This window comes from Nonomuraea sp. NPDC050022, from assembly GCF_044460705.1.
In the GTDB taxonomy this organism is placed as follows: domain Bacteria; phylum Actinomycetota; class Actinomycetes; order Streptosporangiales; family Streptosporangiaceae; genus Nonomuraea.
In genome coordinates, this window is record NZ_JBITKE010000001.1 from 954,972 (window position 1) to 977,893 (window position 22,922).

At 71.8% G+C, this 22,922-nt stretch carries 23 protein-coding genes; 13 read left to right on the forward strand and 10 right to left on the reverse strand.

Translation table 11 applies throughout. The annotated features are described in order from the left end of the window. Positions 1-44 precede the first annotated feature (44 nt). Entirely contained in the window at positions 45-851 is an 807-nt protein-coding gene (locus ACIBO2_RS04105) for an amidohydrolase family protein (RefSeq protein ID WP_358536706.1), read from the forward strand. Next, positions 830-2,176 (forward strand): transcriptional regulator, encoded by a 1,347-nt coding sequence (locus tag ACIBO2_RS04110; protein ID WP_358536708.1) that lies wholly within the window; start codon positions 830-832, stop codon positions 2,174-2,176. Before ACIBO2_RS04105 ends, ACIBO2_RS04110 begins: the two co-directional genes overlap by 22 nt. 47 nt (positions 2,177-2,223) lie before the next feature. Here the strand turns inward: ACIBO2_RS04110 and ACIBO2_RS04115 are convergent, their stop codons facing one another. The 5 genes from ACIBO2_RS04115 to ACIBO2_RS04135 are packed head-to-tail and all read right to left on the reverse strand — an operon-like array spanning position 2,224 to position 6,998. Further along, on the reverse strand, positions 2,224-2,964 hold the full coding sequence (locus ACIBO2_RS04115) for a sugar isomerase domain-containing protein (protein WP_397295266.1): 741 nt from the start codon (positions 2,962-2,964) through the stop codon (positions 2,224-2,226). Next, the gene (locus ACIBO2_RS04120; RefSeq protein ID WP_358536712.1) at positions 2,961-4,193 is read right to left on the reverse strand and encodes a hypothetical protein; all 1,233 of its coding nucleotides are present in this window, start codon (positions 4,191-4,193) and stop codon (positions 2,961-2,963) included. Before ACIBO2_RS04120 ends, ACIBO2_RS04115 begins: the two co-directional genes overlap by 4 nt. Next, positions 4,190-5,089: a BadF/BadG/BcrA/BcrD ATPase family protein gene (locus ACIBO2_RS04125; protein WP_358536714.1), complete on the reverse strand. Its 900-nt coding sequence runs from the start codon at positions 5,087-5,089 to the stop codon at positions 4,190-4,192. Before ACIBO2_RS04125 ends, ACIBO2_RS04120 begins: the two co-directional genes overlap by 4 nt. Before the next feature lie 19 nt (positions 5,090-5,108). After that, positions 5,109-6,185, reverse strand: coding sequence for a helix-turn-helix domain-containing protein (locus ACIBO2_RS04130; RefSeq protein WP_397295269.1), 1,077 nt, complete (start codon positions 6,183-6,185; stop codon positions 5,109-5,111). 9 nt (positions 6,186-6,194) lie between these two features. Beyond that, positions 6,195-6,998, reverse strand: a complete 804-nt coding sequence (locus ACIBO2_RS04135) for a fumarylacetoacetate hydrolase family protein (protein WP_358536721.1) — start codon at positions 6,996-6,998, stop codon at positions 6,195-6,197. A gap of 163 nt (positions 6,999-7,161) precedes the next feature. Between ACIBO2_RS04135 and ACIBO2_RS04140 the strand changes: the two genes are divergently transcribed. Next, complete coding sequence (locus ACIBO2_RS04140; RefSeq protein ID WP_397295271.1) at positions 7,162-8,463, forward strand: aspartate aminotransferase family protein; 1,302 nt, start codon at positions 7,162-7,164, stop codon at positions 8,461-8,463. Between the two features lie 39 nt (positions 8,464-8,502). On the opposite strand, the gene ACIBO2_RS04145 is transcribed toward ACIBO2_RS04140, so the two are convergent. Then, complete coding sequence (locus ACIBO2_RS04145) at positions 8,503-9,627, reverse strand: dienelactone hydrolase family protein (RefSeq protein ID WP_358536725.1); 1,125 nt, start codon at positions 9,625-9,627, stop codon at positions 8,503-8,505. A gap of 133 nt (positions 9,628-9,760) precedes the next feature. On the opposite strand from ACIBO2_RS04145, the gene ACIBO2_RS04150 reads away from it, so the two are divergent. The 6 genes from ACIBO2_RS04150 (at position 9,761) to ACIBO2_RS04175 (ending at position 15,131) form a co-directional block, all read left to right on the forward strand. Further along, positions 9,761-10,939: a sensor histidine kinase gene (locus ACIBO2_RS04150; RefSeq protein ID WP_397295273.1), complete on the forward strand. Its 1,179-nt coding sequence runs from the start codon at positions 9,761-9,763 to the stop codon at positions 10,937-10,939. Next, a complete protein-coding gene (locus ACIBO2_RS04155) occupies positions 10,936-11,580 on the forward strand; it encodes a response regulator transcription factor (RefSeq protein WP_357942226.1) in 645 nt (214 codons plus the stop codon). Before ACIBO2_RS04150 ends, ACIBO2_RS04155 begins: the two co-directional genes overlap by 4 nt. 126 nt (positions 11,581-11,706) lie before the next feature. Further along, a complete protein-coding gene (locus ACIBO2_RS04160; RefSeq protein WP_397295275.1) occupies positions 11,707-12,201 on the forward strand; it encodes an SRPBCC domain-containing protein in 495 nt (164 codons plus the stop codon). A 118-nt stretch (positions 12,202-12,319) separates the two neighbouring features. Then, positions 12,320-13,354, forward strand: a complete 1,035-nt coding sequence (locus tag ACIBO2_RS04165) for a hypothetical protein (RefSeq protein ID WP_397295277.1) — start codon at positions 12,320-12,322, stop codon at positions 13,352-13,354. After that, positions 13,351-14,529, forward strand: coding sequence for a sensor histidine kinase (locus ACIBO2_RS04170; protein ID WP_397295279.1), 1,179 nt, complete (start codon positions 13,351-13,353; stop codon positions 14,527-14,529). Before ACIBO2_RS04165 ends, ACIBO2_RS04170 begins: the two co-directional genes overlap by 4 nt. Further along, on the forward strand, positions 14,526-15,131 hold the full coding sequence (locus ACIBO2_RS04175; RefSeq protein WP_358536738.1) for a response regulator transcription factor: 606 nt from the start codon (positions 14,526-14,528) through the stop codon (positions 15,129-15,131). The genes ACIBO2_RS04170 and ACIBO2_RS04175 overlap by 4 nt, the downstream gene beginning before the upstream one ends. Before the next feature lie 8 nt (positions 15,132-15,139). Here the strand turns inward: ACIBO2_RS04175 and ACIBO2_RS04180 are convergent, their stop codons facing one another. Continuing rightward, positions 15,140-15,700: a helix-turn-helix domain-containing protein gene (locus ACIBO2_RS04180; RefSeq protein WP_358536740.1), complete on the reverse strand. Its 561-nt coding sequence runs from the start codon at positions 15,698-15,700 to the stop codon at positions 15,140-15,142. A 72-nt stretch (positions 15,701-15,772) separates the two neighbouring features. On the opposite strand from ACIBO2_RS04180, the gene ACIBO2_RS04185 reads away from it, so the two are divergent. Together ACIBO2_RS04185 and ACIBO2_RS04190 are read left to right on the forward strand one after the other, a co-directional pair. Further along, the gene (locus ACIBO2_RS04185) at positions 15,773-16,675 is read left to right on the forward strand and encodes an alpha/beta fold hydrolase (protein ID WP_397295282.1); all 903 of its coding nucleotides are present in this window, start codon (positions 15,773-15,775) and stop codon (positions 16,673-16,675) included. Positions 16,676-16,745: 70 nt separating this feature from the next. Beyond that, positions 16,746-17,111, forward strand: coding sequence for a nucleotide pyrophosphohydrolase (locus tag ACIBO2_RS04190; protein ID WP_397295714.1), 366 nt, complete (start codon positions 16,746-16,748; stop codon positions 17,109-17,111). 19 nt (positions 17,112-17,130) lie between these two features. Here ACIBO2_RS04190 and ACIBO2_RS04195 read toward each other — a convergent pair whose 3' ends face one another. Continuing rightward, positions 17,131-17,748, reverse strand: a complete 618-nt coding sequence (locus ACIBO2_RS04195) for a TetR/AcrR family transcriptional regulator (RefSeq protein WP_358536744.1) — start codon at positions 17,746-17,748, stop codon at positions 17,131-17,133. Between the two features lie 75 nt (positions 17,749-17,823). Between ACIBO2_RS04195 and ACIBO2_RS04200 the strand changes: the two genes are divergently transcribed. Continuing rightward, positions 17,824-18,246, forward strand: coding sequence for a hypothetical protein (locus ACIBO2_RS04200; protein ID WP_397295285.1), 423 nt, complete (start codon positions 17,824-17,826; stop codon positions 18,244-18,246). A 2-nt stretch (positions 18,247-18,248) separates the two neighbouring features. Here ACIBO2_RS04200 and ACIBO2_RS04205 read toward each other — a convergent pair whose 3' ends face one another. Both ACIBO2_RS04205 and ACIBO2_RS04210 read right to left on the reverse strand, forming a co-directional pair. Further along, the gene (locus tag ACIBO2_RS04205; RefSeq protein ID WP_397295287.1) at positions 18,249-19,418 is read right to left on the reverse strand and encodes an FAD-dependent monooxygenase; all 1,170 of its coding nucleotides are present in this window, start codon (positions 19,416-19,418) and stop codon (positions 18,249-18,251) included. Positions 19,419-19,432: 14 nt separating this feature from the next. Next, entirely contained in the window at positions 19,433-19,897 is a 465-nt protein-coding gene (locus ACIBO2_RS04210; protein WP_358536751.1) for an SAM-dependent methyltransferase, read from the reverse strand. A 109-nt stretch (positions 19,898-20,006) separates the two neighbouring features. Between ACIBO2_RS04210 and ACIBO2_RS04215 the strand changes: the two genes are divergently transcribed. Then, positions 20,007-22,877 carry a helix-turn-helix transcriptional regulator gene (locus ACIBO2_RS04215; protein ID WP_397295290.1) on the forward strand — a complete coding sequence of 957 codons (2,871 nt, stop codon included), beginning with the start codon at positions 20,007-20,009 and terminating at the stop codon, positions 22,875-22,877. Positions 22,878-22,922 lie beyond the last annotated feature (45 nt).

Genomic DNA, 22,922 nt, shown 5'->3' on the forward strand with positions numbered 1-22,922 from the left:
GCTCGGCGTCCGCTGTCGGTGGCTCGGTGAACGCTGGTGGCTCGGTGAACGCGCTCACGTCCGCGCTGTGGGAGCGGCGTCCGCAGACCAGCGTGCGGATCGTCGACGCGCACGCCCACGTCGGCCCGTACAGCCTCTTCTTCATCCCCGACGCGGGATCCGACGGCATGGTCAGGGTGATGGACAGGTGCGGGGTGTCGCACGCGGTCATCTCCAGCCACCTGGCCATCCAGCTGGACGCCGCGGCGGGGAACGCGGCGACGGCCGAGGTGGTCGGCCGCGCGCCGGACCGCTTCACCGGCTACCTCACCGTGAACCCCTGGCAGGACCCCGCCGGAGAGCTGGAGATGTGGGGTGCCGACCACCGGTTCGGCGGCATCAAGCTCCACCCCGACCTGCACGACTATCCGCTCACCGGTGGCCGATACGCCCCGGTGTGGGAGTTCGCGCAGCGCACGGGCTGCCCGGTGCTCACGCACACCTATGACGGCTCGCCGTACAACGACCTGCCCATGGTGGACGAGGTCGCGGCCCGTTACCCCGACGTGGTGATACTCGCCGGGCACGCCGGCGCCACGCCGAATGGGTTCGACGCGGCGATAGAGGTGGCACAGCGACGTTCTGGCGTCGTGCTCGAGGTGTGCGGGTCCTTCAACAGCGGCTCCGACATAGCCAGAATGGTGAGAGAGGTGGGAGCGGGCCGGGTGGTCTACGGGTCCGACTTCCCGTTCATTGATCTACGGATGTCGCTGGGACGGGTAATCTTCAGTGGCCTCACTGAGGAGGACCGAGCCGCCGTGCTCGGCGGCACGATGACCCGCCTGCTTCAGTGGAGATCCGGACGGGAGTGATCAAGATCATGGATCGGCTGCGTTCCGAGACGCGGTCCAGGGTGGCGATCGGGATCGTGGGGCCGAACGATCTCGTCCAGCAGATCATGATGATCGGGGCCGAGCTGCCCGCCGCCGCCGACTGGCGGCTGGTCGGCGCGTCACATGCGGAGGAGCACGAGACCTACGAGAAGTTCTCGAAGATCTCCGACAGCATCGACGTGGTGCTGTTCACCGGGCCGCTCCAGCACGACCTGGCCAGGCAGACGGGCGAGCTGCCCGTTCCGGCGACGTTCGTACCGATGAGCGGGGCCAGCCTGTACGCGAGCCTGCTGCGCGGCGTGCTCACCCACGGCCTCGACCCGGCTCGGGTCAGCATCGACTCGCTGCTCGCGGCCGACGTCGAAGAGGCCTACGGGGAGATCGGCGTCAGTACGGCGGAGGTCCACCTGTCGGAGTACGACCAGCCGGAGTCGGCCCGCGGCTTCATCGAATTCCACGAACGGCTCTACCGGCAGGGCGCCACCACCGCGGCGCTGACCACGATCAGGAGCGTGGCCACCAAGCTGACCGCAGCCGGGGTGCCGGTGCTGCGCATGCTGCCCACGTCCCACACGCTGCGCGTCGCGCTCAACACCGCCGCCCTGCTCGGCACGGGCAGCCGGCTGGAGGACGCGCAGATCGCCATCGTGGTGGTCGAGCTGGCCGCCTCGGCCAGGCCCAGCTATTCGGGGCCGGGCAACTACTGGCAGCAGGAGCTCAAGCTGTCGCTGCACCAGGCATTGCTGGCCGACGCCCGGCTGATGGGCGCGACCGTGGTGCCGCGCGACGAGAACAGCTACGTGGTGACCACCACGCTCGGCGCGCTGCGCCAGGCGACCGAGGGGTTCAGGGTGGCGCCGTTCATGGACCGGATCCTCGCGGACATCGGCGTCGCGGCCGAGGTCGGCATCGGCCTCGGCGGCACCGCCCGCGACGCCGACGCCAACGCGCTGGTCGCGGTGGAGAAGGCACGCAACGCCGGCGCCGCGGCGGCGTACCTGGTCAGCGGGGACGGCACCGCGCTCTCGCTGCCGGTACGCCGGCGCCGCCAGCCCGAGACCGGTCCGGTGGCCACCACCAAGGCGGCCAAGCTGCTGGACCGGCTGGTCGAAGGGCTCGGCGACGGCCCCGACGCGATGGTGGTCGACGCCGAGATCGTGGCCGACGTGCTGGCCATCGCGCCGCGCAGCGCCCGCCGGGTGCTGCAGAGTCTGGCGGAGGAGGGGCTGGCCTGGCCGATGCCACCCGTCAAGGGCACACAGGCCGGGCGGCCCCGCCAGCCGTACCGGCTCGTCAAGGCTTAGGCGTACGCGGGCCTGTCGCTCAGCTGTACGTGTGGGCCTGTCGTCGCTCAGGCGTCGCCGAGGCGGACGCGGGAGCCGTACCCCTCCAGCAGCCTGTCGTTGTACGCGTCACCGCCGGGTGTGTTGGCGGACCTGAAGACGGGCGGGGCTTGCCCGGCAGCCAGGAAACGGCCGGCCACCTCGGCGACCAGGAGCTGGGCGATCAGCACGCCGGTGAGGTTCGAGACCGGGCAGATGGCGCCGCCGTCGGGCAGGGGCAGGGCCGCGTCTCCGTACGGGGCGCCGTTGTCGATGACCACGTCGGCCAGGTCGGCCAGCCGCTCGTCCACGGAGAGCTCGGCGGTGTGGGCGCGTGAGGTGATGGCGATGACGCGGTGCCCACGCGTCCTGGCCAGGCGGGCCATCTCCACGATGGACGCGTTGCCACCGGAGTTCGAGATGATCACGAAGACGTCCTCCGGCCTGATGTCGGCCAGCTCCCAGATGCGCAGCGCGAGACCCGGCTCACGCTCGATCTTCGGGTCGAGGATGTCCCGCGGCGAGGCGTCACCGTAGTAGGCGACGTCGCGGATGCCGAGCTGATTGGCCGCCACCAGGCCACCGGCCCGGCCCACGAGCTCGAGCGCGACCGACCTCGAATGACCAGTGCCGAAGGCCTGCAGCACTCCGCCCGCCCGCAGCGCCGCGAAGATCAGACCACCGGCCTCTTCGATCACGGACCGCTCCGCGTCGAGCACCCGGTTTACTGCGTTTCGTGCGGTTTCGGCGTACGCGTTCTGGTCGATCAAGATTCCTCCAGGAGGTGTCGTGCGGTCTCGGCGAGCAACTCGGCGCTGCCCGGGGCCACCGGGCTGGCCAGCACCTCATACTCGGTCCGCTGGTAGGCGTCGATCGTGGGCAGGTAGCCGGGATAGCCATTGACGTAGCCCAGGACCACCACCGGCTCCCGGTGATCTGGGGCGCGCAGGCTCTCGGCGACGGCGAGGAACGGCTCGCCGGGCAGCCCGACCATGGCGAGCCCGCCGAGACGAGCGGCGTGCACGGTCACACCGATCGGGGCTGGAAGAGCGCTGGGCGCGGCCACGCCCTCCGGCCCGCTGCGTGCCCGTACGCCTTCCAGCCTGCTGCGGGCCAGGCGGGTGGCGACCGGGTCGCCTGCGGCCAGCGCCGCCTCGTAGTCGGCGGTGAGCGCCGCTGGGTCGGCCGCCACGGAGGCGGGCTGGAGCGTCAGGCGCCGCTCGGCCGAGGAGATCCGCGAATCCGCCGACCAGCCCTGGGCTGCCGGCCCGGCGAGCAGCTCGGTGCAGCGATCCGCGACGGCCGCGCCGAGCCGGTCGAGCTCGGCCGTGTCCTGGCCCCGCCGGGTGTGCCGGGTGCTGATGTCGCCGGCCGCGCCGGTGGCGACCACGACCCACACGTCCTCGCCGAGCGTTTCCCGCAGGCTCCGGCGTACGGCCCCCACCAGGTCAGCGCTGGTCAGACGGTTCGCCGCAGGCAGCACGGTGGGGTGGACGGGCAGCACCACCAGGACTCCGGCGAGCCCATCTGCTCGGATGGCGACCAGGTCGAGCGGCACCACTGCCTCCGCCGACGGCCTGCTCCGGTCGGCGCCGACGCCGCGTAGCTCGCCGTGGTGCACCGTGCCCGCGCACGGCCGCTCGCCGTCGATCGCCTGGCGTACGGCGGCCTGGGTCGCCTCGGCGATCCGGTCGAGCCACGGCTGCGGCGTCGGCCCGCCGCCCGGCACGCAGCCGGTCTCGGGCCCAGCATGCGTATGGCTGGCGGCGAGCCACAGCTCGCAGCCCGCCAACTGCCTGGCTCGCCGGGCCAGATCCTCGTTGACGCAGATGGCGTCGGCGGTGGCCAGCGCGAAGCGGCGCTCTCCATCGAACCAGGTGACCGCGCTGACCTCCAGCGGGTCGAGCCGACCGGTGGACGGCCCGGGGCGGTCGAGGTAGCCGCCCATCGGAGTGCCGTCCGGCACGGTGAACTCGACTCTGCCGTATCCCACTCTCATCGCCGTACCGTCCTGATCATCGTGTTGTAGCGGCCGGGGTCATCGGCGGCGGCCAGCAGGGCGGCGCCCGCCAGACTGTCACCCGTGGGGGGCCACAGGCGGGCCTGGGGCAGCCGCCGCGCCAGCTCGGCCTCGAACCCGGCACGCAGCACGGGGTCGCGTAACAGGCGGCCGGTCCACGCGACGGGCACCGTGGCACCTGCCGGGAAACAGCGGGCGGCGGCGGCCACCGTGCTCGCCAGCTCGCGGCCCGCCTCCTCGACGATGGCACGGGCCGTAGGGTCTTCGGTCAGCTCCAGGACGTGTACGGCGAAGCGCGCGACCCGCGCCACCGCGTCCGGAGCCAGGTAGAGCTTCGCGGGGAGCTCGGCGAGATCGCCGAAGACGGCGCGGGCGCTCGCGGTGAGCGGGCCCGACGCGGACCGGCCGTCGAACCCTCGGTAGGCCGCGTCGAGCCCGCGCCGACCGATCCAGAACCCGCTGCCCGCGTCGCCGTAGAGGTAGCCCCAGCCATCCACCTGCCGGATCTCGCCACCCACGCCCGCGCCCGGACCCATACCGAGGGCGATGGCGCCGGTGCCCGCGGCCAGCACCACACCCGGCCCGCCGGAGAACGCGCCCGCGTGCGAGGTGACCACGTCGGTGGTGATCAGCACGCGCCGGGCCATCGTGAGGAGGCGGGCGGCCAGCTTGTCCGGATCGTCCAGGATCGTGGTCAACCCCAGGCAGATCGTGTCGACCTCACCCCAGCCCGCCCCGATCCGGTCGAGGACGGCCTCGACCGGTGAGCCTTCCGCGTAAGACAGGCCAGGGACCTCCCGAACCTCCCGGATCCGTCCGGCCACCGCCAGGCCCAGCCGCAGCCCCGTCTGGCCGCCGTCGATCGCCACATCCATCTTGGGCCTCACTCCCTGGTCACGGTCCGGACTGGAATCTGTTCCGGCGATACTCCGTCGGAGAGCAGCCGATGTGCCGCCGGAACGCGGCGCGCAGCGCCTTCGTACTCGGATAGCCGGTGTGCGCGGCGATCACGTCGATGGGCAGGACGGAGGTGGACAGCAGCCTGCGCGCGTGCCGCAGCCGTAGCCCGGTCAGGTGGCGCAGGAACGTCGTCCGCCGCTCCCCGGCGAACAGGTGCGAGATGTAGAACGGGCTCGCGCTCACCGCCCCGGCCACCGTCGCCAGGCGCAGGGCGGGGTCGGTGTAGTGCTCGGCCATGTACGCCTCGGCCAGCGCCAGCACATCCCGGCGGGACGGCGGCGGCATCAGCCGGCCCAGGGTCTCCCGCAGCCAGATGTGCAGGTACGAGCGTTCGTGGATGTCGCCGACCATGAGGATGTCCTCGATCGGCAGCCGGGCGCAGGCCTCCACCCAGTCCGTCGACCCGTCGGCCAGTCTGGCCCGGTTGGCCACGTCCGCCACGAAGAGCAGCTCGCCGATGAGCCAGTTGCGCAGCGTTCGCGGGTCGACGTCACGCTCGCTCGCGCATCTGTCCACCCACCTGGCCAATAACCCGGCCGCGCCGTTGCGATCGCCGGCCCGTACCGTCCTGGCGAGTTCCTGCTCGATCCGGACCGGAGGCGTCAGGGCGGCCGTACCGTGCGGGGGAGGGGGGATCACCCGGTCGCCGCCCAGGACGAGCTTGTAGTCGTTGACCCGCCTGGCGTCCTGTTCCGCCGCTCCGGAGGCCAGGCTCGGCGCGCCCAGGCTGACCGTGGCGGTCCACACCGTCTCGCGGACCATCCGGGCGCGTACCTCCTCGGCCAGTTCGGCCGCGTCGGACATCAGCGCGTCCGGATCGTCGCCGGTCAGCAGGACCAGCCACTCCTCCGGAGGTTGCGGACGGCACATCGCTCCCGGGCGCCCGTTCGCGGCGGCCCGTACCACCTGGTCGGCATGCCCGAGTTGGCGGCGTGCCCACGGCCGCCCTCGGGCCTGCTCGGCAGCCATGAAGTCATCGAGATCCACGAGCGCGGCCACGGCATAGGTCATGGCTCTACTTTAGGCGGACCGAAATTGGACCGTATTCACGAGAGTGCCGACTCCGGCCACCGTCGCCCGCATGGTGTCACCGTCCTTGAGCGGGGCGATGCCGGCTATGGTGCCGGTCGCGATCAGGTCGCCCGGCAGCAGCGTCATGCCGTCGGACAGGTCGGCGATCAGCCGGGGCAGGCCGAATACCATCTGCCCGGTGTTGGCCCGCTGCCTGATCTCGCCTCCCACCTCCAGTGTCAGCTCCAGTTTGTGCGGATCGGGCACCTCGTCCACCGTGGCCAGGTACGGACCCACCGGCGCGAAGGTGTCGAACCCCTTCGACTGGTCCCATGGCACGTTCCGGGAGATATTGGCCAGCTGCAGATCGCGGGCCGTCATGTCGTTGATCACGGTGTAGCCGGCGACCGCCTCCTGCCAGCGCTCCGCCGGTAGGTCCCGGGTCACCTTGCCGATGACGACCGCCAGCTCCACCTCGTGTTCCAGGTGACGGGTACGCGCCGGGGCGACCACCGGCTGGTTGTGTCCGGTGAGCGCGGACGGCGGCTTGAAGAACAGCACCGGCTCCGGCGGCACCTCCATGCCGCTCTCCTGCGCGTGGGCGAGGTAGTTCAGGGCCAGACAGCAGATCTTCGTACAGGTGGCCACCGGCGGCTCGAAGAGCACCGCCGATTCGTCGAGTGTCGGGCCCGAGGACCAGCGCCGGTCCACTTCTTCGGTGAGCTGCTCAAGCCCGAGAGAGTCCAGCAGGACCACGGGGTCGTCGCCCAGGCCGGAGAGGCTGAGCAGTTCGCCGCCGGCGCGCCGGGCCACCAGCTCGACCGGACTGGATGGAGCCCGTCGAATACGTCCGAGAAACATGCCTGCAAGCCCACCAAGCGCCCGCGACCTCCACAAGCACCGAAATTTGCACTCTCGACCCTCTTCTTGCCCTCTTTCTTGTCGCCGGGCGATATGTCGCCGTTTGATGATTCCCATGACCCGGAATCTGGACGTCAGCCGCGACCTGTACGCCACCGCCCAGCGCTTCATCGCGGGCGGCGTCTCCAGCGATGCCCGCCGTACGGCCGGTGTCCCCCTCTACGTCGACCGAGCGGCCGGCGCGCGGATCTGGGACGTGGACGGCAACGTCTATCTCGACTACGTACTCGGCCAGGGCCCCGCGCTGCTCGGCCACTGCCCGGCCCCGGTGGCGGAGGCGGTCGCCGCGCAGGTCACTCGTGGCATCGTCTACTCGGCCCAGCACGCGGCCGAGGTCCGGGTGGCCGAGCGAGTGTGCGCCATGGTGCCCTCGGCCGAGCGGGTCCGCTTCAACACCGTCGGCTCGGAGGCGGTGCACGCCGCCCTGAGGCTGGCCCGTGGTTACACCGAGAGGTCCAAGATCCTCAAGTTCGAGGGCCACTACCACGGTTGGCTGGACCCCGTCCTGTACAGCGTGCACCCCGCCGTCGACCTGGCGGGTCCCGCCGCCGCGCCGGTCGCCGTGCCGGGTACGGCGGGTCAGCAGCACGGCCACTCCGACGACCTGATCATCTGCCCGTGGAACGACCTCGACGCCCTCACCCGCCTGATGGACCAGCACGCCGGCCAGATCGCCGCCGTCATCACCGAGCCGGTGCTCTGCAACACCGGGGCCATCGAACCCGACCCCGGCTATCTGCGGGCGGTACGCGAGCTCTGCGACCGCCACGGCACCCTGCTGATCTTCGACGAGATCATCACCGGCTTCCGGCTCGCCCCCGGCGGCGCCCAGGAGTATCTCGGCATCACCCCCGACCTCTCGATCTTCGGCAAGGCCATGGCCGGAGGCATGCCGGTCTCCGCGCTGGCCGGCAAGGCGGCCGTCATGGACCACATCTCAGCCGGAAAGGTCGCGCACGCGGGCACGTTCAACTCCCAACCCGTTGGCATCGCGGCGGCCGAGGCGACGCTCCGCATCCTGGACGAGCGGCGCGAGGAGGTCTACGGCACCCTGTTCGCACGCGGCGAAGCGCTGATGGAGGGCCTCAGGGCGGCCGCGGACAAGGAGGGGGTGCCGATGCTCGTGGCCGGGCCGGGGCCGGTCTTCCAGACGTACTTCACCGACGCCCGTGCCGTACGCGACTACCGGGACTTCGCCGCCACCGACCGGGCCATGATGGCCCGGCTGCACGCGGCGCTGCTCGAACGCGGAGTCAACATGGTGCCGCGTGGCCTGTGGTTCATGTCCACGGAACACACGGAGGCGGACATCGCCGCCACCGTCGACGCCTTCACCGACGCCCTCGGGGCTCTCTGAGGCCCCGCCCTCGGCGACGATCTCGGGATTCTGTGAGCCTCAGCGCCGCGAGGCGGTCTCAGGCCAGAACGTCACTTCGGGGAAGTCCTTCGACGGCTTGTCCAGCAGCGGCTCCCGCTGCCGGCGCAGGTGCCGGTCGAGGAAGGCGCCGACGTACGCCCGGGTGATCGACACGGCGCGCGCACCGTCCAGCGCCGGTGCGGGCAGGCCCACCTGCGGCCTGATCACCGCGTAGTCGGTGAACGAGGCGTGGTCCGTGTCCGCGACCGACAGCCAGCGCTTCCACCCGTTCACCTTCGGCCACCAGTTGACCCACGACACGTCACCGGCTGGCGTGTGGTTCTCCTTGGTGCCCATCATGAGGAGCGGCCCGCGTACCGTACCCGTGGGCTGCTTCGGGTTGTAGCTCCCGTCGAGGTTCACCCCGGCGCGCACCCGCTTGTCGGCGGCCATGAGCTGCGGGGCTGCGTTGCCGCCCGCCGAGAAGCCGACCACGCCGATCCGCGACCTGTCGACCAGCCGTCCCCAGCCGGTCTTCGCGGTGAGCCGGTCGAGCACGAACGACAGGTCGATCACCCGGCTCTTCGCGATCGCCGCCCCTCTCTCCTCGGTGTTCTCACCCGCGCACGCGGCGCAGGTCGTGGTCCGCCCGTCGGGGAACGTGGTGGCCACCGACTCATAGGTGTGCTCGACGGCCGCGACCAGGTACCCCTTGCTGGCCAGGTCCTCCGCCAGCGAGGTCATCGTCGCGCGGGGAAAGCTGAAACCCGGCGACACGAGCACGAGCGGCAGGCTGCGGGTGAGCGGCTTCGCGTCGACTGTGGCGTACGTCCGGGTCTTGGCGAGCGTGTCGGCGGGGACGTTCGGATAAGGCTTGACGATCAGCGCCGACTCCTGCGGCGTCACGTAGGGAGCCGCCCGCGTGCCCGCCTTAGCGGCCGGGTACCACAGGGAGACCATGAGCTGCCGCGCCCCGTCCTGCGGCACCCACGGATCGGGACGATCGGTGTCGACCAGATGCAGGGAGGCCAGCCCCACGGGGTACTTCCCGGTGGGCGCGGGCAACGAGGTGCCCGCGGTCTCGGCTTCTGCCTGTGCTTGTGCCTGTACGGTCGGCGTCGCCAGCAGGGCCACGCCCAGGGCCACGATCAGGTGTCGTTTCATGCGGCCCAGCCTGGGCCCGTACCCACCGGCCCGGCTTGCCCGGGAAGTCGACCGGCACCCCCTCCTTTCGTAGTGGTCCCGATCGACGATCGGCTCGGGCGGCGGCCCCGCGTCGCGCCATAGGCTGGCGAACATGCAGGTGAGCAGACGGATCGAGGGCGGCTTGCCGGTGTTGCTCGGGCCGGCCGTGTTCGTGGTGTCCGCGGTGCCGTTCGATCAGACCGACGGCCTGACGTCGCCGGTGTTCGTCACGACGGCGGCCGCCGCGGGCGTGGCGGCCTGGTGGGCGCGGCGGTCTTGGTGGCCGCTCGCCGTGCTCGGTGCCGTCTTCTACGTGTGGCTGGTGATGTGGCCGCCGCTGATGGTCGCCTCCTACTACGCCGGTACGACCCTGCGCGGGGCTCGCGGCATCGCGAGCTACCTGGGCGGCACCGCCGCGGCGCTCGGCGCGGCCGTCGTCGTCGGCGACCTGATCGGCGGACGCCGGGAGATGGTCACGGCGACCCCCGCCAACGTGGCGCTGATGGCCATGGCCCTGGTGGGACTGCCGTTCGTGTTCGGGCTCTGGACCCGGGCCCGGCGCGACGTGCTGGCCGCCGCCAGAGAGCGGGCCGACCGGCTCGAACGCGAGCAGGTGATGCGGGCCGAGCAGGCCAGGGCCCAGGAACGGGCGCGCATCGCCAGGGAGATGCACGACGTGGTCGCGCACCGGGTCTCGCTGATGGTGCTGCACGCGGGGGCCCTGGAGGTGCGGGCCGCCGACGAGCCCACGGCCCGTACGGCGTCCATGATCGGCGACATCGGCCGGGAGGCGCTCGCCAACCTGCGCGAGCTGCTCGGCGTACTGCGCTCGAACCAGCAGCCCGCCGAGCTCAGCCCGCAGCCCACGCTGGCCGACCTCGACCGGCTCCTCGACCAGTCGCGCGCACTGGGCATCTCGGTGCGCAGGCACGACCATGGCCGGCCGCGCGCACTCGGCTCGACGGTGGAGCGGACCGCCTACCGGGTGGTTCAGGAGGCACTCACCAACGTGCACAAACACGCCCGCGACGCCCACACCGACGTACACGTGCGCTTCCTGAACGACACACTCCAGGTGGAGATCCTGAACCGAGGCACCGCCGACGGGCCGGGCGCGGAGCGGTCACTACCGGATGAGTCGGGTGCGAGGCAGGCGCTGCCCGGGGCGGGGTGGGGGCTGGCGGGGTTGCGTGAGCGTGTCGAGCTCCTCGGGGGATCGCTGGCGGCGGGCCCCAGACAAGAGGGCGGCTACCGCGTCACCGCCGACATCCCCGTGCGGGCCGCGGCATGATCCGGGTGCTGGTCGTGGACGACGAGGCCCTGGTCAGGTCCGGGTTGCGGATGATCCTGGAGACGGCCGACGACATCGTGGTGGTGGGCGAGGCCAGGGACGGCGAGGAGGCCGTCGGGGCGGCGGCCCGGCTCAGGCCGCACGTGGTGCTCATGGACGTACGGATGCCCGGCACCGACGGCCTGACCGCCGCCGCCCGCGTGCTGGCCGCCCCGGACCCGCCCAAGATCGTCATGCTGACCACGTTCGACCTGGACGAGTACGTCCACGAGGCGCTGCGGCTCGGCGCGGTCGGCTTCCTGCTCAAGGACACGCCCCCGAGAGACCTGACCGCCGCCGTCCGTACGGTGGCCGCCGGCCAGGCCATGCTCTCCCCGTCGGTCACCAGGCGGCTGATCGACGCGTTCGTGGACCGTGCGCCCTCGCGGTCGGACTCGGCCCGCAGGCAGCTCGCCGCGCTCACCGGCCGCGAGGAGGACGTGATCAGAGCCCTCGCCCGCGGCCTGTCGAACGCCGAGATCGGCCGCGACCTGCGCCTGTCGGAGGCGACGGTCAAGGCGCACGTGAGCCGGGTACTGGCCAAACTCGGCCTGACCAACCGCGTCCAGGCCGCCATCCTCGTCCACGACGCCGACCTCTGAACTTGTCTTTCAGTCCTTGCGCGTCAACGCAAAATACACGGGGCGCTAAGTGACATCTGCATCTGTTTGTCCTGGCCGACGGGGGTGCAGGGTTGGGTTCATCACCCACTTGCCAGGGAGCAGACCATGACATTGGCCAACGAGAGCGTGCGTATCACGCGCACCTACCCGACCACCCCCGAGCACGTCTGGCGGCTGTGGACCACCCCCGAGGGCATCGCCTCCTGGTGGTCGCCGGACGGCTTCACCGTCGAGGTCGGCAAGCTCGACCTGCGGCCCGGCGGCGACCTCAGCTATACGATGACCGCCACGGCGCCGGAGCAGATCGCGTTCATGGAGAGCCACGGGATGCCGCTGAGCACCGAATCCCGCAAGAAGTTCGTCGAGGTGTCGGAGCCGGGCAGGCTCTCCTACACCTCGCTCGCCGACTTCATCCCCGGCGTGGACCCGTACGACTTCCTCACCGTGGTCGAGCTCGAGACTGTCGAGGGCGGCGTCCGCGTCACGATGACGGCGGACGCGATGCACGACGAGGAGTGGACCCAGCGGCTGGCCGCCGGCCGCGCCAACGAGCTCGACAACCTCGGCCGTGTGATCGACGCCGACGAGGCAGGCGCGTAGGCGTGGCCAAGCCATGACCCTCCTCCTCTCCCCGGCCAGGCCGCCGCTGGTGGCCGCCACCCGGCCGAGCCACCTACCCTGGTCAGCCGGGACACGTGGACGGGGGGTGGTTCGGCTGGTGGAGTTCTGGCGATCCGACCGCGTCGTCCGGCTGGCTCCGGTCGGCGCGGTCACCTGCAGCGGCCTGCTGCCCGTGCTGCAGGTCGCGCTGTCGTTCAGCTATCTGGGCAACGACGCCCGCACCGGATTGTGGAGCCTCGCGGCGACCGCGGTGTACCTGCCTCTGCACCTGCGCCACGTCTGGTACGCGGCACGCGCCATCCGGCCCCCGGCCGGCCACTGGTCATTCGCGGTGATGGCCGTCATCATCCTCGCCGTCACTCCACTGGCCGGGAACATGTGGCCGCGCACCTACGCGAGCCTCGCCGTGTCGGCCGTCCTGGTCCTTCCCGGCCCGTGGTCATTCGTCGCGTACCTGTCGCTGGTGATCGCGGGGGCGCCCGCCGCCCTGCTGCTGGGCCTGCCATGGAACGCCGCGCCGTGGCTCACTCTCTCGGAGCTCTGCGGCAGCGGGGCCGTACTCCTGCTCGTCTGGCTCTCCGCCGCCCTCGTCCGCCTGCGGTCGGCCAGGGAGGTGCTCGCCCAGCGGGCGGTCGCACAGGAGCGGCGCCGCATCGACGACGACCTCCGCCGTACGCTCGGCACCGCCCTGGAGTCCCTCGCGGCCCGCGGCGCACATGCCGCAGACCTGCTGACGACCCCGCTCGACAAGCGGGCTGAGCTGGAGGCGAAGCTGGCCGGGCTCGCCGACGACTCCCGGCGTACGCTCGCCGAGGCCAGGCAGCGGGTACGCGGCTACCGCCGGCCGTCCCTCCGAGCCGAACTCGACACGGCCGCCACCCTGCTCGCCGCGGCCGGTATCGAGACCCGCCTGCAGCTGCCCCGCACGGGCATCCCCGACACGATCGCACCGCGGCCCCGGGCGGCCCTGCGCGCGACGGTCACCGGCCTGCTGCGCACCGACGGCGTGAGCACCTGCACGATCACGGCAACCGTCCTGACCGACGGAGTACGCCTGGAGGTGCGCGCCGACGACACCATCGAAACCATCGACGTGCGTCCCCACATCCACACGTCCGAGGCCCGCCCATGACCCCGCCGACCGTGCCGCGGTGGGTCGTGCGCCACCCCCTCTGGCCGCTGATCGCCCTGCACGTCCTGCTGGCCGTACAGGTCCCCGTCTACACGACCCTCGGCATGGACGGCCCACCCGGCAACCCGGTCGGCGCCACCGTCGCCTGCGCCCTGGCCCTCTGCCTGAGCCTGCGACACAGCCTGGCCACCTCCAGAGGCGAACGCCCGGCGGGCTGGCCCTGGACCCTGGCGGCGCTCGCCATCCTCGCCAACGTCCCCCTGTGGTGGTTCGGCTCGAACTGGCAGGCCTTCACCACCTTCGCCCTCGCCTCGATCGTGATGCTGCTGCGCGGCCGTCTGATGCTGTTCGCGGTGATCGCGCAGCTCCTGCACAACCCGGCGAAGGAGGTGATCGCCATGCTGCGCGACGACGCCCACACCATCCCCCAGGCACTTCTCCTGGGCGCGTATGCCCTGTTCAGCCTCATCCTGTACGCCGGCACGCTGGTCGGCGGCGCCCGCCTGGTCCGGCTGCTGAACGAGCTGGAGGCCACCCGCACCGAGCTGGCCGCCACCGCCGTCGGCGAGGAACGCGTCCGCGTCTCCCGCGACCTGCACGACCTGCTCGGCCAGAGCCTGTCGGCCATCTCTCTCAAAGGCGACCTGGCCCTCCGCCTGCTCGCGAAGGACACCGCCGCCGCCCGCGCCGAGGTCGAGAGCCTGACCGGCGTTGCCAGGGACGCGCTGCGGGATGTACGCGCGATCACCCGCGACGAGCACTCCGTATCGCTGCGCACCGAGATCGACGGCGCCGCGGCCCTGCTCGGCGCCGCCGGCGTCGACACCCGCCTGGACGTGGCCGACCTGCCGCCCCTGTCCGGCCCCGCCCAGAACGCCCTGGCCTGGGCGATCCGCGAAGGCACCACCAACCTGCTACGTCACAGTGACGCCCGCACCTGTGCCATCACCCTCACCCACCACCAGGGCACGGTACGACTGGAGATCGTCAACGACGGCGCCCAGCCTCCTTCCGGGGCAGCCGACCTGACCCGCACCCCATCCCCCCTCGCCCCGTCCGGCACCGGGCTCTCCGGATTGGCCGAGCGGACCCGCGCCGCCTCCGGCACGTGGCTCACCACCGCCCACGACGGCCTGTTCCGGCTGTCGGTAGAAGTCCCCGAGGAGGTCGCGTGATCCGCGTGCTGATCGCCGAGGACATGCACATGATCCGCTCAGCCCTGGTCGCCCTGCTGTCCCTGGAGGACGACATGGAGGTCGTCGCCGAGATCGAACGCGGCGACGAGGTCCTCGCCACCGCCCTCCGCGTCCACCCCGACGTGGCGGTCCTCGACATCGACATGCCCGGCCTGGACGGCCTGTCCGCCGCCGAACAACTGTCCGCCCGGCTCCCCGCCTGCCGCACCCTAGTACTCACCGGCCTCAGCCAGCCCGGCAACCTCCTGCGCGCTCTGAAGGTCCACGTCAGGGGCTTCATCGTCAAGGACGCCCCCGCCCACGCCCTCACCGACGGCATCCGCCGCATAGCCCGCGGCGAACGCGTCATCGACCCCGAACTCGTCGCCGCCGCCCTGGAAACCGGCAGCACTCCGCTCACCCCTCGCGAGACCGAGGTCCTGCGCGCCGCCGCCACCGGCATCCGCGTCGCCCAGATCGCCACCGATCTCTCGCTGTCGCAGGCCACCGTACGCAACTACCTGTCGAACGCGATCAACAAGGTCGGCGCCCGCAACCGCATCGACGCCATCCGCATCTCCCGCGACGCCGGCTGGCTCTGAGCCCCGTCCTACTCACCTTGAGGTTGGTGACTTTCCGGCTGTGGATCCTCGGTCGGAAAGAAGATCGTGCTCAGCAGGTGGTGGCTGCGGTCCGGTGCGGGTTGGTTCCGCAGCCGGGGCATGATGACGCCGACCATGTCGCTGATCATCTCGGTGCGTTCGTCCTGGTTGAGCCAGAGCGGGAACTGGCGGTAGGACACCGAGTCCGCCGTCGGGTCGGCGTTCTCTCGGTCGAGATAGGCGTTGAACTCCGCGAGCAGGGCCGCCATGGCCGCGGCGAAGCCGTGCCGGTGGTCTTCCAAGGACATCGACGCGGCCGCGTCCTGATCGATCACCGCTCGCGTTCGGCGTAGCCGGTAGTGGCGTTCGACGGCGCCGTGCACCCGCTGCTCGCCCTCCACCTCCAGCACTCCCGCCTCGGCCAGCAGGCCCACGTGCCGGTACACCGTGGTCTTGGGGACGTCGGGCAGGCGAGCGCACAGGTCGGACGTGGTGCGGGTCAGTCCGCCGGACATGGCGTGCACGATGCGCAGCCGAACCGGGTGCAGGAGCAAGTCAAGCGTGTCCATCTGGCTACGATCCCATATCTGGTACTGTTCCCAAACTTGGGAAAGCAACTCATTGCCAGGAGGGGTTCAGCGATGAAGGATCAACCGACGCTTCCATTGGGGCGGTTCTACGAGGTGGGAGGGCGGCGGTTGCCGCTGCATCGATCGGGCGACGGGAGTCCGGCGGTGGTATTCCTGCCTGGAGCCGGATCGTCCGGCATGGACTTCCTGAACGTCCAGGAGTGGGCCGCCGAGCTCACCACGAGCGTGCTCTACGACCGTGCCGGAACGGGGTGGAGCGACCGGGCCGAGCTGCCGCGCACCTCCACCGAGGTCACCGACGAGCTGCGCGAGCTGCTGCGGGTCGCCGGGGTGCCCGCGCCGTACCTGCTGGTCGGCCATTCCCTCGGCGGCCTGTACGCCCGCCACTACGCGCAGCGCTTCCCCGGCGAGGTGTCGGGCCTGGTCCTGGTCGAACCCGAACACGAGGACTACGACGCGTACATGCCCCCGAAGCTGGTCGAGACCTGGGCCGAATGGGACCCCGATCAGGCGGTTCCCGACGAGCTGCCCGATGAGGTCATTCAGTTCTACCGCGGCCTGTTCACGCAGGTGCTGGCCGACTGGCCGGCGGCCACCCGCGAGCTGCTCGTCGAACGCCATGTCAGCCCGGAATGGATAGGGATCGGCGCCCAGGAGGCGGCGAACCGCTACCAGCTCCACGACGAGGTACGCGGGGCGGGGCGGCTGCCCGACGTGCCGCTGATCGTGCTCACCGCCACGGGTATCGACGCCTTCAAGGAAGCGGTGTCCCAGGGCACTCCCGAATCGCTGCTGCGCGAGGAGATCGACGGCAAGCGGCGACTGTATGACGCGCTGGCCGCCTCGGTTTCGCGCGGGGAGAACCGCCTGGTCGACGATGTCGGCCACGCCTCCATCATCTTCCGCCGGCCCGATGCCGTCTTCCAGGCGATCCACGACCTCCTCAACAGGTGACCACGACCTCCATGGCCCCCTCGGCAGGTGACGGCGGGCGCCGCGCGGCCCGCTAAGGTCGTCAGGCGTGATGAACGAGTTGGAGCCACTCGCCGAACGGCAGCGGGAGTTCGCGCGTGCGCGAGACTGGGAGCAGTTCCACACGCCGAAGAACCTCGCCATGGCACTGGCGGGGGAGGCGGGGGAGTTGCTGGCGGAGTTCCAATGGCTCACCCCCGACGAGTCGGCCGACCTCGACCCCGAGGCGCTCGCCCGGGTCCGCTCGGAGCTCGCCGACGTGACGCTCTATCTGGTACGGCTGGCGGACGTGCTCGGCGTCGACCTGGTGGCGGCCGCCAACGCCAAGCTCGACGAGGGCGAACAACGCTATGACGCCGACCTCTACCGCGGCTCCGCCAGAAAAGCCCCACCCCTCAACCGGCCACCCAGCGCGTGAGCCGGTAACGCGCCTGTCCTCAACTGGCCTCCTCGCGAGAGCCGGCCTCCTCGCGAGTGAGCGCCGATGCCGTGGCGTCGGCGACGGTCGTGGCGAAGGCGGGCAGGTCGGATCGGTCTTCGAGCAGCAGGAACAGCCAGGCGAACACCGGCCCGAGCAGCAGCGCGTGCACCACCGCCGGTTCGGGCCGCCGCGCCAGCTCGCCTCGCCCGACCGCCCGGTCGAGGATCTCGACCAGGCAGCGACGTTCGGCGGCGACGAACGTGGCGGCGAACTTGGCCGCCAGAGCCGGATCCGCGTGCACGTCGGCCAGCAGGCCGGGCACCACGCCGGGCGGCGGCGCGGCCAGCTGGTCCACCATGAGGTGGGTCAGAGTGGCGAGGTCGGCGCGGAGTGAGCCCGCGTCGGGAGGCGTGTCGAGCTCCAGGTCGTGCAGCGCCACCGCGAAGATCATCTCCTGCTTGGTGGCATACCGCCGGTAGATGGCGGCCTTGCCCACGCCTGCCCTGGTCGCGACCGTGTCGACCGTCAGCTGCGCGTAGCCGTGCTCGGCGATCAGCTCGCGCGCGGCGGTGGCGATGGCCTTGTCCACCCGGTCGTCCCGGGGGCGGCCCAGGGGCTGCTTTCGTTCCGGCATGCCGGCGAGTATACGGAACTCATAGTTCCGGAAAAGGCTTGCGCGAAGGCGGAAGGAGATCCATTATACGGAACTATGAGTTCCGAAACTGATGTTTCCGTAAGAGGGGTGGTGTGGGCGGGCGGGATCATCATGTTCCTGGCCGCCGCACACCTGCTGATCACCGGGGTGATCAGTGCCCAGCACCTGCCGGACTGGTTCAGCGGTGCGCTGTGGCTGGGCGCGGACGGGCTCGACAGCCTTCGCGATCCGGCACCGGCGGCGGGCGCCTTCTGGATGGTGTGGGGCAGCTTCGCCGTGCCGCTCGGGCTGGTGGGGGCGCTGGTGCTCCGGTTCGGGCGGCTCGGACAGGTGCCGCCACCGTACATCGCGATCGGGGTGGCCGTGTGGGGCCTGGTCGCGGCCGTGGTGCTGGAGCCCACGCCGTTCATACTCGTGGTGATCCCGGCGGGCATGCTGCTCGCCGCCCAGCGCGGGCACCGGGCGGCGACCGCGTGAGCTCAGTGCCTGTCGGCCGTGGCCAGCTCGGACAGGTTCATCGCCATCGTGTGGTGGACCGCCGGAATCCAGTCCAGGGCGCGCAGGGCCGTGTTGCGCAGGACCCGTAGCGGCGAGTTGCCCACCGTCGCGATCTTCGTCATCTTGTGCGTGAAGGCCACCACCTCCTCGGCGACCGGGCGGCGCTCCGCTTCGTACTCGTCCAGGACCGTCTCCGGAGCGCCGTCGCGCAGCACCGCGGTGAGCTTCCCGGCCAGATTCAGCGCGTCCTGGATGCCGGTGTTCATGCCCTGACCGCCGGCCGGGCTGTGGACGTGGGCGGCGTCTCCGGCCAGGAAGAGCCGGCCCGCCCGGTAGTGGTCGGCCAGCCGGTGGTGGACCCGGAAGCGGGAGCTCCAGACCAGGCCGGTGACCATGGACCGGTGAGCGTGGGGACCGCGGGCGTCGAGCAGCGCCTGGATGTCGGCGACAGTGGGATGCTCGGGAGCCTCGTCGACCGTCGCGACGATCCGGTGACGGCCGCCCGGCAGCGGCGCGACCACCGTCACCCCCTCCGGGGCGAAGTACAGCGCCACCTCGTCGGCCGGTCCCGTCCAGTCGAGATGGACGTCGGCCAGGATGAACGACTGGGCATAGGTGTCGCCCGTGAAGGAGATCCCGCTCTGCTCGCGGATCGTGCTGTGCATGCCGTCGGTGCCGACGACGTACGAGGCGCGGATCAGCTCGCCGTCGGAGGTCTTGGCGGTGACGCCGGTGGGCTGCTGCTCGACGATCGAGATCTCGTGCGGGCGATGGACCGTGCCGCCCTGGCTGAGCAGCCGGTTCAGCAGGACCTGCTCGGTGATGTTCTGGGGGACCAGCAGGGTGTACGGGAAGTCGGTCGGCAGCTTGTCGAAGCCCACCGTCAGCAGCACCCGGTCACGGTCGCGGACGGTGAAGCGGGGCACGGTGACACCGGCGGCCACCAGTTCGTCGCTCACGTCTATCGCGCGCAGCACCTCCAGGGTGCGGGCGTGCACGACCGCCGCCCGCGAGGTGTTCGCGCCTTCCGGCGCCTTGTCCACGAGTACGGCGTCCACCCCCTGCCCGGCCAGCGCCGTGGCCAAGGAGAGACCGGCCGGGCCCGCGCCGACGATCAGGACATCCGTACTGGCGGGAAGCTTGGCATTCATGACGTGGAGTCCCCTCAGTAGTAGTTACGCATGAGTTCGGTCGACCAGTGCGGCTGTACGACCTCGCCCTGCGGGCCGAACTCCGCCATGTAGGGCTTGAGATCGAGGACCGGGCTGCCGTCGATGGCGTCCAGACCGCGTACGCGTACGTCGAGGCCGTCGACGCCGAGCAGGCGGCAGCGGGAGACGCCCAGCCGGTTCGGGCGGTTCTTGCCACGCTGGGCGAAGATGCCCACCAGCGGCCAGTCCGGGTTGCCTCTGGGACGGCGGGCCGAGGTGTTCACCGAGGCCGGGTCCACGAGGTGGAACTGGAAGACCACCTCCAGGTGCGAGAACGCCTCCAAACCGGCCAGGGAGTCCGGCGCGAAGCGGCTCCCGTCGAGCCGGATCACGGCCTCCTCGGTGTTCCAGTCGTCGTCGAACGCCTCGGTACGCCCGCCGACGACGGTCCCCACCGGCTGCAGGCTTACATGTTCCATAACTCAGGACCGTAAGGGCCGCGCCGCCCCGGCCGAATCCGTCACGGTGACCGGTACCTGGGAGGGCGGCTCACGGGATTCGGTCGCCGGTTAGGTAGGGTCGGGCAGCATGATCGGCCGACATGCGGAGATCGCCCTCCTGCGGGAGATGATCGCCGAGTCCGGGGCCGGCCAGGGCAACGCCATCGTGGTGTACGGCCAGGCCGGAATCGGCAAATCGGCGCTGCTGGCGGAGATCGCCCGGACAGCCGGCGGGGACCCGCTGGTGCTCCGCGTCACCGGCGTCGAGGCCGAGGCCGAGCTGCCCTTCGCCGCCCTGCACATGCTGCTGGGGCCGGCCCGGCAGCTCATCACGGAGCTCCCGGCCGCCCAGCGGGACGCCTTGCGCGGCGCGTTCGGCCAGAGCGAGGGCGGGGCCCAGGACCGGTTCCTGGTCGGCCTCGCGGTGCTGACCCTGCTCGCCGACCTCGCCGGCGAACGCCCCCTGCTGTGCCTCGTGGACGACGTGCAGTGGCTGGACCGTGCCTCGGTGGACGCGCTGGTGTTCGCGGCCCGCCGGCTGGGCGCCGAGCGGATCACCATGATCCTGGCCGCTCGCGACGACGGTACGGAGCGGCCCGTCGACGGGGTACCCGAGCTGCGGCTCGCCGGTCTCGCCCGGCCCGACTGCGAGGCGCTGCTGGCCGAGGTGGCGGCCGATCTGGTGCCCGAGGCGCGGGACCGGGTGATCGAGGAGGCCGAGGGGAATCCCTTGGCGCTGCTGGAGTTCGCCGGGACCCTCACTCCCGAGCAGCGGGCCGGCCGGCTGAGCCCGCTGCCCCTGCAACCACCCCGGCTCTCCCTGGCCGGCCGCCTCGAACAGTCGCTGCGTGCCGCGATCCGGCTGCTCCCCGAACGCACCCAGCGGCTGCTCCTGATCGCCGCGGCCGAGGACACCGGCGACCTGGACCTCGTCCTGCGGGCGGCACAGAGCTTCGAGGCGGCGGAGGGGTTCGGGGCCGGGGCGGCGGAGGGCTTTGGACCTCGGATGGCGGAGGGTTCCGGGGGTCGGGCGGCTGGCTTCGGGGCCGCGGCAGCGGTGGGCTTCGGGGCCGGGTTGGCCGATCTGGAACCGGCCGAGCGCCGCCAGCTGGTGCGGGTCTCGGAGGATCGGCTGCGGTTCCGCCACCCGCTGGTCAAGACCGCCGCGTATCGCGAGGCGCCGCTCGCCCATCGGGTGGCCGCCCATCACGCGCTGGCGCGGGTCCTCGACGGCGACGAGCAGGCCGACCGCCGGGCCTGGCATCTGTCCGCCGCCGCGGTCGGGCCGGACGAGGAGACGTCGGCCGTACTGGCCGCGACCGGGGACCGTGCCCGGCAACGCGGCAGCCACGCCTCGGCCGCCACCGCGTACGAGCGGGCCGCGCAGCTGACCGTCGACCGGCGGCTGCGCGCTCAGTGGCTGGCCGCGGCCGCCGAGGCGGCGATCGGCACCGGGCAGCTGGCCCGCGCGGGCGCCGCCGCCGATCGGGGACGGCGCCTGACCGGGGATCCCGCGGTGCTGGCCCGGCTGGCCGCCGTACGGGCCGCGGTCGACGCCGAACACGGCGGACCGACGCCGGCCGCGCACACCCTGATCGAGGCCGCGGCGGGCATCGCCGGGAACGCGCCGGACGACGCGGCCTCCCTCCTCGCCACCGCCGCCGGTGAGGCCTGGTTCGCGGGCGACCGCGCCGCGCTCGGGCAGATCACGGAGCTCCTGGCCGCTCTCGGCCCGGGGATCGACGACTCCCTCGCGACGGTGGCCGGAGCGGTACGCGGCATGGAACGGGTGGCCGCGGGAGACCCGGCCGCCGGACTCCCACTCCTGCGCGCCGCCATCGTGCCGCTACGCGCGAGCCTTCCTACGCCCGCCGCCGGCCGGGTCATCGGGACGTACGCCGTGTTCAGCGCCCTGATGACCGGCGACGACGACGCCGCCTGCGAGATGGCGGCCGCGCAGGTGGACACCTACCGCGAACAGGGCCTGATCGGCGCTCTGCCGCACGCCCTCCAACTCCTCACCCAGGCGCAAATCCTCCACGGCCGGCACGCGGAGGCGGCGGCGTCAGGTGCCGAGGCGTGGCAGATCGCGCATGACACCGGGCAGGCCGGGCGGCTGCGCCACCTGCACGGCATCCTGGCCCGCCTCGCCGCCATAGAAGGCGATGACGAGAGGTGCGTACGGCTCGCTCAGCAGGCCGAGGGCGCCGCCCAGGAACGCAACGGATCCGGCTGGGGCGGCTGCGCGTTGACCCTGCTCGACCTCGTACGCGCTCGCCACGAAGCGGTGGCCGAGCGGATGGCGCGGGTCCTCGATGGACCGCTCGGCCACACTGTGATCGTCACCTTCGCCATAGCCGACTACGTCGAGGCCTGCGCCCGCCTGGGCGAGCCGTCACTGGCCACCGAGGCGTTCGCCCGGTTCGACGCCTGGGCGGCGGCCAGTGCCCAGCCGTGGGCCGCCGCCGTCGCGTACCGTTGCCGGGCCCTGCTCGCCCCACCCGGCGAGGCCGAGGCGCACTACACCGCGGCGCTCCAGCGGCACGCCCAGGGCGGGCGGCCGTTCGAGCGGGCCAGGACGGAGTTGCTGTACGGCGAGTGGCTGCGGCGGGGCCGCCGGCGGTCCGATGCCGGAGTGCGGCTGCGTGCCGCGATGGACCGGTTCGCCGCGCTGGGCGCGACCCCCTGGGCCGAACGCGCCCGTACGGAACTGGCCGCCACCGGCGCCCGCGCCGACCTGCCGGAGCCCGGCGGCCAAGCCAGACCACTCGACACGCTGACCCCTCAGGAACTGCAGGTCGTCCGGCTCGCCGCGACGGGCGCCACGAACCGGCAGATCGCCGCCCAGCTCTTCCTCAGCCCGCGGACGGTGGGGTTCCACCTGTACAAGGCGTACCCGAAGCTGGGCGTCTCCTCGCGCACGGACCTGGCGGGAATCGACCTGGGCTGGCCCGCCTGACGGAAACACCACGTGCCGCCTTTCCGCGGTGTGGAGAGGGCGGGA